The organism is Mycobacterium sp. 1245499.0 (assembly GCF_001673615.1).
GTDB classification, from domain to species: Bacteria; Actinomycetota; Actinomycetes; order Mycobacteriales; family Mycobacteriaceae; genus Mycobacterium; species Mycobacterium europaeum_A.
On sequence record NZ_LZMG01000182.1, the window covers coordinates 1 to 11,189 of the forward strand.

The 11,189-nt window shown below is 69.9% G+C and carries 12 protein-coding genes and 2 pseudogenes; 2 read left to right on the forward strand and 12 right to left on the reverse strand.

What is annotated here, in order from left to right:
• Positions 1–55: 55 nt before the first annotated feature.
• Positions 56–604 (reverse strand): annotated as a pseudogene (locus tag A5646_RS10320) (two-component sensor histidine kinase); the annotation flags it as partial.
• Positions 605–706: 102 nt separating this feature from the next.
• Here A5646_RS10320 and A5646_RS10325 point away from each other — a divergent pair.
• Positions 707–991: a hypothetical protein gene (locus A5646_RS10325; RefSeq protein ID WP_231998014.1), complete on the forward strand. Its 285-nt coding sequence runs from the start codon at positions 707–709 to the stop codon at positions 989–991.
• Between the two features lie 4 nt (positions 992–995).
• Here A5646_RS10325 and A5646_RS10330 read toward each other — a convergent pair whose 3' ends face one another.
• The 6 genes from A5646_RS10330 to A5646_RS10355 all read right to left on the reverse strand — a co-directional run bounded on the left by A5646_RS10330 (position 996) and on the right by A5646_RS10355 (position 6,908).
• Positions 996–3,860 carry an aminotransferase class I/II-fold pyridoxal phosphate-dependent enzyme gene (locus A5646_RS10330; RefSeq protein WP_067021558.1) on the reverse strand — a complete coding sequence of 955 codons (2,865 nt, stop codon included), beginning with the start codon at positions 3,858–3,860 and terminating at the stop codon, positions 996–998.
• A gap of 92 nt (positions 3,861–3,952) precedes the next feature.
• A complete protein-coding gene (locus tag A5646_RS10335; RefSeq protein ID WP_067021560.1) occupies positions 3,953–4,342 on the reverse strand; it encodes an antitermination protein NusB in 390 nt (129 codons plus the stop codon).
• Complete coding sequence (nusB, locus tag A5646_RS10340) at positions 4,339–4,842, reverse strand: transcription antitermination factor NusB (RefSeq protein WP_067021562.1); 504 nt, start codon at positions 4,840–4,842, stop codon at positions 4,339–4,341. The genes A5646_RS10335 and nusB overlap by 4 nt, the downstream gene beginning before the upstream one ends.
• Positions 4,839–5,402, reverse strand: coding sequence for an elongation factor P (gene efp, locus A5646_RS10345; RefSeq protein WP_066863465.1), 564 nt, complete (start codon positions 5,400–5,402; stop codon positions 4,839–4,841). Before efp ends, nusB begins: the two co-directional genes overlap by 4 nt.
• A 125-nt stretch (positions 5,403–5,527) precedes the next feature.
• Positions 5,528–5,752 (reverse strand): hypothetical protein, encoded by a 225-nt coding sequence (locus A5646_RS10350; RefSeq protein WP_066876378.1) that lies wholly within the window; start codon positions 5,750–5,752, stop codon positions 5,528–5,530.
• 46 nt (positions 5,753–5,798) lie between these two features.
• Positions 5,799–6,908, reverse strand: coding sequence for a Xaa-Pro peptidase family protein (locus tag A5646_RS10355; RefSeq protein WP_067021564.1), 1,110 nt, complete (start codon positions 6,906–6,908; stop codon positions 5,799–5,801).
• Between the two features lie 33 nt (positions 6,909–6,941).
• Here A5646_RS10355 and A5646_RS10360 point away from each other — a divergent pair, with 33 nt between their 5' ends.
• Positions 6,942–7,622: a B-4DMT family transporter gene (locus A5646_RS10360; protein ID WP_066876375.1), complete on the forward strand. Its 681-nt coding sequence runs from the start codon at positions 6,942–6,944 to the stop codon at positions 7,620–7,622.
• Here the strand turns inward: A5646_RS10360 and aroQ are convergent.
• From aroQ to A5646_RS10385, 5 genes and pseudogenes are all read right to left on the reverse strand, one after another.
• Positions 7,619–8,065: a type II 3-dehydroquinate dehydratase gene (aroQ, locus tag A5646_RS10365; RefSeq protein WP_066863476.1), complete on the reverse strand. Its 447-nt coding sequence runs from the start codon at positions 8,063–8,065 to the stop codon at positions 7,619–7,621. The two genes, A5646_RS10360 and aroQ, sit on opposite strands and share 4 nt — an antisense overlap.
• Positions 8,062–9,156: a 3-dehydroquinate synthase gene (gene aroB, locus A5646_RS10370; RefSeq protein WP_066863478.1), complete on the reverse strand. Its 1,095-nt coding sequence runs from the start codon at positions 9,154–9,156 to the stop codon at positions 8,062–8,064. The genes aroQ and aroB overlap by 4 nt, the downstream gene beginning before the upstream one ends.
• Positions 9,153–9,677, reverse strand: a complete 525-nt coding sequence (locus A5646_RS10375; protein ID WP_066863481.1) for a shikimate kinase — start codon at positions 9,675–9,677, stop codon at positions 9,153–9,155. Before A5646_RS10375 ends, aroB begins: the two co-directional genes overlap by 4 nt.
• Positions 9,677–10,882 (reverse strand): chorismate synthase, encoded by a 1,206-nt coding sequence (aroC, locus tag A5646_RS10380; protein ID WP_067021567.1) that lies wholly within the window; start codon positions 10,880–10,882, stop codon positions 9,677–9,679. Before aroC ends, A5646_RS10375 begins: the two co-directional genes overlap by 1 nt.
• Before the next feature lie 51 nt (positions 10,883–10,933).
• A pseudogene (locus A5646_RS10385) lies at positions 10,934–11,189 on the reverse strand (acyl-CoA dehydrogenase); the annotation flags it as partial.

Genomic DNA, 11,189 nt, shown 5'->3' on the forward strand with positions numbered 1-11,189 from the left:
TGTACCGGTCGCTGCTGGCGGGCGTCGATTACGCCACCGCCGAACGGGTCCGCGATATCACCAAGGCGCTGCAGGCCAACAGGATCGCCAGGGCCCGCGCGGTCCCCTCGACCGCCTCGCTGCCCCCGCCCACCAGCACCGTGTAGACACCTGATCGGGTCGCGACTTTCTGGCCGCTGACCCGCATGTCGTCGCCGGCCACCGCGTCGTCAGGCAGGCCGCGACGCAGGTTGAAGTCGAACTGATCCGGCGAGACCAGCGGCGTTTTCGGCGCCGAGCCGGACCGCCTGACCACGGTGCCGTCCGGGCCGATCAACTGGGTCGCGACCACCCGCTGGTCGGTGTGCAGCAGCGCGTTGTCGAGGTCGTCGAACGAATCGGCCTGCAGCGCCTTGGTGATATCGCGGACCCGTTCGGCGGTGGCGTAATCGACGCCCGCCAGCAGCGACCGGTACAGGATCGCGTCCAGTCCCGCGCCGGCGATGGCCAGCGCACACAGCACGACGATCGCCGACACCGCGGCCGAGCGGGCCGAGATGCCCAGGTGCGGCAGGTGCCGCGGACGCAGCCGCCCGCGTCGCCGGGCCGACCGGCCACCGAATATGCGCACGCCCTTGATTCTGCAGGGCCGCGTGCTCGCAGTGAACACCAAGCTCAGCGCGCTCTCAGCACCCTCTCAGCGCCGCCGTCCTAGGCTGACACCGTCATGCTTGGTACCGCCCGCTCTTCGCGTCGTCCCGACCGGGTGATCACCCGAGTGCTGGTCAGCGCGGCGGTGCTGGTGGGCCCGGCCGTGCTGGTGGCGGCGCCGGCCGGCGCCGACCCCAGCCCATTCAGCACCCTGCACTCGAGCTGCAACGACACGGCCCCGGCGGGAAGGGACGCGCTGCTGCAGGGAATCCGGCGCGGCATCGCCGACTGGTCGACCGGCGCACCGCACACCTCGGCGCGCACCACGTGCGCCGCCCGGCCGACTCCGACACCCCGCTGATCGCTCAGCCGCTGTCGGCGCCCGACGGCACGGCCGGGGCGTCGCTGGCCCCGTTGGTGCGTGCCCCGTTGGTCGCGGACGCGTCCGAGGGCAGTTCGAAGGCCGCGGTCACCGAACCCACCGCCGCCATCGCGGCGCTGCGTTGCGCCTCCATGCGCGCCAGCGCCGTCTCGGTGAACACCGACAACCCCAGATCCGGGTTGTAGCCGTGGATTTCCTTGACGTCGAGCTGGGCCAGGAAGTACACGATCTCCTTGGACACCACCTGACCGGGGACCAGCACCGGGAAGCCCGGCGGGTAGGGCACCACGAACGTGGTCGACACCAGGGTCTTGCCCTCGGCCAGCCGTCGCCCGGCCATGCCGATCAGCACGTGTTCGCGGTCGGACTCCTCGTATCCGGCGTAGAACGCCGAACGCATGTCGCCGAATTTGCACTCGTCGACGGGCTTGAACGCCATGTCGAATTCGCTGAAGTCGGGCAGATGCGGCAGGTCTTCGGTGATCTCCTCGACGTGACGCTCCTGCAGCGCCCGGTCGGCAACGCTGGCCGCCTTCTGAATGCGGTCGAAATCGATTGCCACCCTTCGCAACACGTCGAGCAGGTAGTGCACGCTCGACCAGGTGACGCCGATCGTGAAGATCAACAGCACGCTGTTGATCGACGTCTTGTTGATCTGGATGCCGAATCGCTCCATCAGGATCTTCTCGCGGAAGTCGTAACCGTTCATCCCGGTCGCCCCGACGAACAACGTCACCCGGGTGGCGTCGAGCACGAACTGGTCGGAGCGCCACGCCTCGTTCCACTCGGCCAGCGCGCCCTGCCGGACCTCGCGGTAGGAGCTCACCGAGGACTTTCGGAATTCCTCTGGTACCAAATCGGATTCGTCGAGAATGCGGAACCACTTGCTGATCAACCGGTCCTTGCGCACCCGATGCCGGAAGACCAGCGCCATGTCGTAGACCTGCCGGACCAGTTGGAAGCCCTCGATGTCGACCTGTCGGCGTGCCAGATCCAGCGACGCCAGCAGTTGCTGGTTGGGTGACGTCGAGGTGTGGGTCAAAAATGCCTCACCGAACGAATCGCGGGTGAGCGCGTTGAAATCCTGGTCGCGCACGTGGATCATCGACGCCTGCCGAAGCGCCGACAGCGATTTGTGCGTGGAGTGCGTGGCGTAGACGCGGACCCGCGCGGTTTCCGGGTCGGGCATCAGCTCCCGCTCGATCCATTCCGACCGGTCGACGCCGTCCATGGTCGCGGCCCATTTCCGGTATTCCTCAAGGTATTCCGGCGAGGCCAGCATCTGTTCGAGGCGCTCGGCGGACACCATCGCGGTCCGCTGCCGGGCCCAGGGCACCGCCGTGGCGAATGCGTACCACGCCTCGTCCCACAGGAAGCAGATGTCCGGCTTGATCGCCAGCACCTCCTGCATGACCTGCAGCGGGTTGTAGACGACGCCGTCGAAGGTGCAGTTGGTCAGCAGCAGCATGCGCACCCGGTGTAGCTGCCCGGCGGCTTCCAGGTCCAGCAGCGTCTGCTTGATGGTGTGCAGCGACACCGCGCCGTAGATCGCGAACTGCGGCAGCGGATAGGCGTCCAGATACAGCGGGTAGGCGCCGGCCAGCACCAGCCCGTAATGATGCGACTTGTGGCAGTTGCGGTCGATGAGCACGATGTCGCCGGGCCGGGTCAGCGACTGCACGACGATCTTGTTGGCCGTCGACGTGCCGTTGGTGACGAAGTAGGTGTGGTCGGCGTTCCACGTCTTGGCGGCCTTGTCCATGGCCTTTTTGATGTTGCCGTGCGGATCCAGCAGCGAGTCCAGCCCGCCGGAGGTGGTGGAGGTTTCGGCCATGAAGATGTTGCGGCCGTAGAACTCCCCCATGTCCTGCAGTGACCTGGAGTTGAAGATGCTGGCGCCGCGCGCGACGGGCAGCGCGTGGAATTGGCCGACCGGGGCGGCGGCATACGCGCGCAGCGCGTCGAAAAACGGTGTGGCGTAACGGTTCCGCAGCCCGGCGAGCACCGTGCTGTGCAGGTCGGTGACGTCGTTGAGCCGGTAGAACGTGCGGTCGTAGACGTCGGGCTCGGTCCCGTCGCCGGCCGCGATCGACTCGTCGGTGAGCAGATACAGGTCGATGTGGGGCCGCAGCTCCCGGATCCACTCGCCGCACTCCACCCAGTAGTTGGCGCGGTCCGGGATGCCGTCTCCGGCGTCCTCGTTCGGGCCGAGCAGCGTGTTCATCAGCGGCAGCCGGTCACGGGACCGCAGCGGCAGGTCGTCGCGGATGATCGCGGCCTGGATCTCCCCGTTCAGCGCGACCGCGGTGATGGCGTCCTCGACGCTGGGCACCACCAGGATCTCGAACTGCACATCGTCGGACGGCGTGCGCAGCGCGCGCAGGCACTCGGCCAGGCTGTCCGGCGCGGTGCTCGGGGCGTCGTCGGCGAGCAGCACGGTGTAGAAGTGCTGCTGTTTGGCCTGGGCCACCAGTTCCTGGTCGTCCAGCGGCGCCGACGTATCGAAAAGCCCTGCGCGGTCGCCATATTCACTGAGCAACCGCACGGCCAGCGACACCTCTTCGGTGAGCCGCACCGTGGAAAGGCTTTCGAGATGGGCGCGGAAGATCGCCAGGTTCGCCGCCCCGGGGTACAGCCAGTACCGCTCGTAGGCGGCGATGCGGTCCATCAGCCGTTTGACCCGGGCCACGTCGTGGGTCTTGTCCAGCCCGGCGAGGTCCACCTCGGCCAGGTGACGGCAGGCGTCGTCGAGCAGGTTCCAGGTGTCGACCCGCGCGTAGGACGGGTTGGCCACGGCCGCCAGTGCCGACACCCGGAGTCGTCGCGGCTGGGTGCTGTATCGAATCATGACCTCACCTGTTCTTCGTTCGCCGCCGCTGACGTGCCGCTCGTATTGTCAACCCGCCGCGACATGCCCGTGGTCATTTCACCTCAGCTTGATCAGTGATCCGCCTCGTCGTCACTTTCCACCACACGGCGATTACCCCGCGTGCTGTCCACCCAACGCAACACCGGCAACTCCCAGCGGCGGGCGGGCAATTCGGTGACGTCGGACAGCGAGCGCACCACGCCCTGCGTCAGCCCCATGATCGCGGCCATCACCGGCAGCAGCGGCTGCAGCGGCTTGGCCGCCGAGCGCACCGTGCTGATGCGCCGGGCCACGACCACCCGTTCGACGCAGTGATACAGCCAGGCGCCCACCCCCAGCGCGTAGATGGAGAGCACCGAGGCGACGATGGTCAGGCGATAGGCGGCGCAGATCACCGCGCCCAGCACCACCGTCGCGGCCAGCACGGCCGCCACGAGCAGGCGCAGCTCCAACCGGGTCATGGCTGCGGTCCGGGGTCCTCCGGGGTTAGGTCGGGACCCAGCGCGCCTCGGACCGCCTCGGCGGCGGCCCGGATCTGCGGCGTCACCAGCATGATGTGGCCCAGCACCCCGTTGACGAAGCCCGGCGAGTCGTCGGTGGACAACTCCTTGGCCAGCTGGACGGCCTCGTCGACGGCGACCGGCTCGGGCACGTCGTCGGCGTACAGCAGCTCCCACACCGCGACCCGCAGGATCGCGCGGTCCACGGCCGGCAGCCGGTCCAGCGTCCAGCCCTGCAGGTGCGAGCTGATCAGGTCGTCGATGTGCGCGGCGTGCTCACCGACGCCCCGGGCCGCCGCGGCCGTATACGGCTGCAGGGGCGCGACTTCGGGGTTCGTTTCGGCGAGCCCGGTGCGGACGTCGACGACCTCCGCCGGGCTCAGTCCGCGGGCCTCGGCTTCGAACAACAGGTCGACGGCGCGTTTGCGGGCCTGGTGGCGTCCCCTCACGGGTCTACTCACGCGTTGATGCGCCCCAAGTAGCTGCCGTCGCGGGTGTCCACCTTCAGCTTGTCGCCGGTGTTGATGAACAGCGGCACCTGGATCTCGGCGCCGGTCTCCACGGTGGCCGGCTTGGTGCCGGCGCTGGACCGGTCACCCTGCAGGCCGGGCTCGGTGTGGGTGACCTCCATCTCGACCGACACCGGCAGCTCGAGGTACAGCGGTGACCCGTTGTGGAACGCCACCTGCACCGGCAGGCCCTCCAGCAGGAACCGGGCGGCGTCCCCGACCAGCGACTCGGGCAGCGGGTGCTGCTCGTAGTCCTGGCTGTCCATGAATACGAAGTCGCTGCCGTCGCGGTACAGATAGGTGGCGTCGCGCCGGTCGACGGTGGCGGTCTCCACCTTGACCCCGGCGTTGTACGTCTTGTCGACGACCTTGCCGGAGAGCACGTTCTTCAGCTTGGTCCGCACGAACGCCGGGCCCTTGCCGGGTTTGACGTGCTGGAACTCGACGATCTGCCACAGCTGGCCGTCGATCACCAGCACCAGTCCGTTCTTGAAATCGGCAGTGCTTGCCACGGTTCGGTATATCTCCTCGGGATGGACAGTCGTCTGCGGACTGTCTGCGACTTGTCGGCTAGTTTAGAGCGCCGCGGGGCCGGGCCTCGCGGGCCGGGGTCGCGCGGCCGACGGGCGAAACTCCGTCAGCGGCGCGCCGGTTCGCGCCCGGCCGCGGCGTGCTCGTCGGGCGACGGCAACGGCTTGATCATGGTCAGCAGCGGGAGGTGGACGGTAACCCCGCTGGCGAACGGCAGGTGGATCGCGAAGTAGACGATCTGCATTTCCAGCCGCGTCTCGCGAAGGGGCTGGGCGTACACGTCCCACCGGAAGTCCCGCAGGCGCGCCAAACCCCGTGCCACCCCGTTCACGTCCCCGACTGTACTCGCGGGGGCAACCCCCCCGGTCGCGCGACGGCTACCCCAGGACGGCCAGCTCCTTGGGGAACTTGGTCAGCAATTCCGGTGACGTGCCGCCGGCCTCCTGCGGCACCACCAGGGTGTCCTCGATGCGCACCCCGCCGCGGCCGGGCAGGTAGACGCCGGGTTCCACGGTCACCACCGACTCGGCCAGCAACGTGCCGGTGGAGGTGGCGCCGATGCCCGGTGCCTCGTGGATCTGCAGGCCCACGCCGTGGCCCAGGCTGTGGCTGAACTGCTCGCCGTAACCGGCGTCGGCGATCACCCGACGGGCCGCGGCGTCCACCTCGCGCAGGTCGGCGCCGGCGTGCAGCGCCTCCCGGCCGGCCCGCTGCGAGTCGGCGACCAGCTGGTAGATCTCCAGCTGCCAGTCGGCGGCCTTGCCGAGCACGAAGGTGCGGGTCATGTCGGAGTGGTAGCCGCCGACCAGCGCGCCGAAGTCGATCTTCACGAAATCGCCGCTGGCCAGCACGGCATCGGTCGGGCGATGGTGCGGGATCGCCGAATTCGGCCCGGCGGCCACGATGGTCTCGAACGAGATCGCGTCGGCGCCGTGGTCGAGCATCAGGGCCTCCAGCTCGCGGCTCACCTCGCGTTCGGTCCGGCCCGGCCGCAGGCCGCCACGCGCCACCAGGTCGCTGAGCGCGGCGTCGGCCGCCTCGCAGGCCAGCCGCAGCAGCGCGACCTCGCCGGCGTCCTTGACCTCGCGCAGCGCTTCGACCGTGCCGGCGGCCTTGACCAGCTCGGTGGCCGCCTTGCGGTCGTCGAGCTCACGGGTCAGGGCGTCGAACCCGTCGACGGTGACCACGTTGCTTTCGAAGCCCAGCTTCTGCGCGCCGGCCTCGGCGGCCTGCCCGACCAGGTAGCGCCCGAGGGCCCGTTCGATGGCGACCTCGAGGTCCGGCGCCTGCTCGGCGGCCTGCGTTCGGTAGCGCCCGTCGGTGGCCAGCACGGGGCCCCGACCGTTGGCGAACACCAGCAACGCGCCGTTGGACCCGGTGAAACCGGAAAGGTAACGGACGTTCACCAGGTCCGTGACCAGCAGCGCATCCAATCCGCTGGCCTCGAGTCGTGCTTTGAGCCTGTCTCGACGCTGTGAATGTGTCACAGGTCTTGACGGTACTCGCTACGCTTTTGGGCCATGAGTAACTGGATCCTGCGCGGATTGGTCTACGCCACGGCGATGGTCGTCGTCCGATTGTTCCAAGGTGCACTGATCAACGCGTGGCAGACGAACGCCGGGTTGTTCAGCGTGGTGCTGCTGGTGCTGTTCATCATCGGCGTGGCCGTGTGGGGGGTGCTCGACGGCCGGGCCGACGCCCGCGCCAACCCGGATCCGGACCGCCGCGGCGACCTGGCGATGACGTGGCTGCTGGCCGGCCTGCTGGCCGGTGTGCTCAGCGGCGCCGTGACCTGGCTGATCGCGCTCTTCTACAAGGGCCTGTACACCGGCGGGCTGCTCAACGAGCTCACCACCTTCGCCGCCTTCACCGCGCTGTGCGTCTTCCTGCCCGCCATCATCGGCGTGACCATCGGGCGCTGGCGGGTGGACCGCAATCCCCCGCCGCGGCGGCCGGGCGCCGACGACGAACGGGCCGACACCGACGTGTTCTCCGCGGTGCGCGGTGACGACGCGCCTACCGGCGAGATTCCCGCGCAGACGTCCAGCCACCAGACCGACGCGCGGACCGCGGCCGTCGCCACCGCCGAGCGCGAAGAGCCCACCGAATCGATCGGCAAAACCGAGCACGACCCCAAGACCGAAGTGATCCACCGCGGCGACGAGCACACCAAGCCGGGCACGGAGCACGGCAAGGGCTAGCTGTCGGCGCCGGGCTTTCCGGCCAGATAGCGCAGGGCGAGCAGATAGCCCTGTACCCCCAGCCCGACGATCACGCCGGTGGCGACCGGGCTCAGGTAGGAATGCCGCCGAAACTCCTCGCGGGCATGGACATTGGAGATGTGCACCTCGATCAGGGGTGCGCTCAGCTCGGCGCAGGCGTCGCGCAGGGCCACCGAGGTGTGGGTGAGCCCGCCGGCGTTGAGGATCACCGGTTCGCCCGCGTCGGCGGCCGAGTGGATCCAGTCCAGCAGCTCGGCTTCGTTATCGCTTTGCCGCACAACGGCTTTGAGGCCCAGGTCATCGGCCTCGCGCTCGATCAGCGCCGCCAGCTGATCGTGCGTCGTGTCGCCGTACACGTCGGGCTCGCGGCGCCCCAGCCGGCCCAGGTTCGGGCCGTTGATGACGTTCACAGTCGTGGTCACGAAGCCTCCTGCGCGAGTCCGGCATAGGCCGCCGCCAACAGCGCCGGGTCGGGTCCGGCCAGCCGGCCCGGCTTGCCCAGCCCGTCGAGCACCACGAACCGCAGCACCCCGGCGCGCGACTTCTTATCTCCCGCCATGTATTCCAGCAGCTGCGGCAGCGCGTCGGCGTCGTAGCTGACCGGCAGGCCGAGCGCGGACAGGATGGTGCGGTGGCGCTGCGCGGTGGCGTCGTCGAGCCGGCCGGCCAGCCGGGCCAGCTCGGCGGCGAAGACGAGACCCACCGACACCGCGGCGCCGTGGCGCCACTGGTAGCGCTCCCGGCGCTCGATGGCGTGGCCCAATGTGTGCCCGTAGTTGAGGATTTCGCGCAGCTCCGACTCTTTCTCGTCGGCGGCCACCACCTCCGCCTTGACGGCGATCGCGCGGCGGATCAGTTCCGCCAGCACGTCACCCGACGGGTCGACGGCGGCCTGCGGATCGGCCTCGATGAGGTCGAGGATCACCGGATCGGCGATGAATCCCGCCTTGACGATTTCGGCCATCCCGGCCACAAGTTCGTTGGGCGGCAACGTCTGCAGCGTCGCGAGGTCGACCAGGACCGCGTGGGGCTGATGGAACGACCCGACCAGGTTCTTGCCCGCGTCGGTGTTGATCCCCGTCTTGCCGCCGACGGCCGCATCGACCATGCCGAGCAGCGTGGTGGGCACGTGCACGATGTCGACGCCGCGCAGCCAGGTGGCCGCCGCGAACCCGGCGACGTCGGTGGCCGCGCCGCCGCCGAGACTGACCAACGCGTCCTTGCGCCCGATCCCGATGCGGCCCAGCACTTCCCACAAGAAGCCCACGACCGGAAGGTCTTTGCCGTCTTCGGCGTCCGGGATTTCGATGCGGTGCGCGTCAACACCCTTGTCCGCCAACCGGCCTCGGATCACCTCGGCGGTCTCGGCCAGCACCGGCTGATGCACGATGGCCACCTTGTGCCGGTTGCAGAGGAGTTCGTCCAGCTCGCCCAGCAGGCCGGTACCGATGATCACCGGGTACGGCGGGTCGACGGCCACCTCGATGGTGACGGGCTCACCCGAGCGGGTCATGTCGCGGCCCCCGCGGGAGCCTGCAACCGCGAGACGATGTAGCGCACCACCGCGCCGGGGTTGCGCCGGTTGGTGTCGACGCGGATGGTCGCGGCCCGCCGGTACAGCGGGCTGCGCTCGGCCAGCAGCGCGCGGTACTTGTCGGCGCGATCGGGCCCGGCCAGCAGCGGACGCACGGCGTTGCCGCCGGTGCGCCGCACGCCTTCGGTGGCGCTGATCTCCAGGTAGATGACGGTGTGACCGGCCAGCGCCGCCCGCACCCCCGGGGTGGTGACGGCGCCGCCCCCCAGGGACACCACGCCGTCGTGATCGGCCAGCGCGGCGCGCACCACTTCCTCCTCGATGCGGCGAAATTCCGGCTCGCCGTCGGTGGCGAAGATGTCGGCGATGCGCCGCCCGGTCCGCTGCTCGATGGCCACATCGGTGTCCAGGAAGTCGACCCCGAGGGCCTTGGCCAGCCGACGGCCGATGGTGGACTTGCCCGATCCCGGCAGACCGATCAGAACAGCCCTGGGCGCCATTACGCGGTACCCCGGGCGGCCGGCGACTCCCGCTCGGCGACCGCCCGCCGGTAGGACTCGACGTTGCGGCGGGTTTCGGCCAGCGAGTCGCCGCCGAACTTCTGCAGCGCCGCGCGGGCCAGCACCAGCGCCACCATGGCCTCGACCACCACGCCGGCGGCCGGCACCGCGCAGACGTCCGAGCGCTGGTGGATCGCGACGGCCTCGGCGCCGGTCGCCATGTCGACGGTGGCCAGCGCCCGCGGCACCGTGGAGATGGGCTTCATCGCGGCGCGCACCCGCAGGGGCTGGCCGTTGGTCATGCCGCCCTCCAGGCCGCCCGCCCGGTTGGTCGAGCGGACCACCCCGTCGGGGCCCGGATACATCTCGTCGTGGGCGCGGCTGCCGCGGCGGCGCGCCGTCTCGAAGCCGTCGCCGATCTCGACGCCCTTGATCGCCTGGATGCCCATCACGGCGGCGGCGAGCTGGCTGTCGAGGCGGTTGTCGCCGCTGGTGAACGAGCCCAGCCCGATGGGCAGGCCCAGGACCACCACCTCGACCACCCCGCCGAGCGTGTCGCCGTCCTTCTTGGCGGCCTCGATCTCGGCGATCATCGCCTCCTCGGCCGCCTTGTCGAAGGCGCGCACCGGGCTGGCGTCGATCGCGGGCAGGTCGCCCGGGCCGGGCGGCGGGCCCTGGTAGGGCGCCGACGGGCCGATCGCGATGACGTGCGAGAGCACCTCGACGCCCAGCGCCTGGCGCAGGAACGCGCGGGCGATGGTGGCCGCCGCGACGCGGGCCGCCGTCTCGCGGGCGCTGGCCCGTTCCAGCACCGGCCGGGCGTCGTCGAAGCCGTACTTGAGCATGCCCGCGTAGTCGGCGTGGCCGGGCCGCGGCCGGGTGAGCGGCGCGTTGCGCGCGCTGTCGGCCAGCTCGCTCGGGTCGACCGGGTCGGCGGCCATCACGGTCTCCCACTTCGGCCATTCGGTATTGCCGATCTCGACAGCGATGGGCCCGCCGAGGGTGACACCGTGACGCACCCCGGACAGCACGCTCACCGCGTCCCGCTCGAACGCCATCCGGGCGCCGCGGCCGTAACCGAGGCGGCGGCGGGCCAGCTGTTCGGAAATGTCGAGGGAGGTGATCTCCACACCGGCGACCATGCCTTCGAGCACGGCCACCAGCGCGCGGCCGTGCGACTCCCCAGCAGTGATCCAACGCAACACGGGTCCCATTGTCCCATGGGCGCCTGCGCTGACTTAAATCCGCGCGCTGCGTTAGAAGAAGCTGCTCTGCGGCAGCTCCGCGCCGTTGACCGCGACATCGCCGAGCACCCGCGCCTTATAGACCGTCGGGTTGTGCGAGAACAGGGTCCGCAGGTTGCGCCAGTGCCGATCGAGCAGCGCCGACGCCTGCACGGCCGACGCGCCGCCGGCGTCGAAGACGCGGGAGGCGGCCCGCAGGGCGGGTTCTTGGATTGCGACCTTGACGCGCGCCGCGGCGATTGACGACCTGGTTTCCAGCTCGGGATCG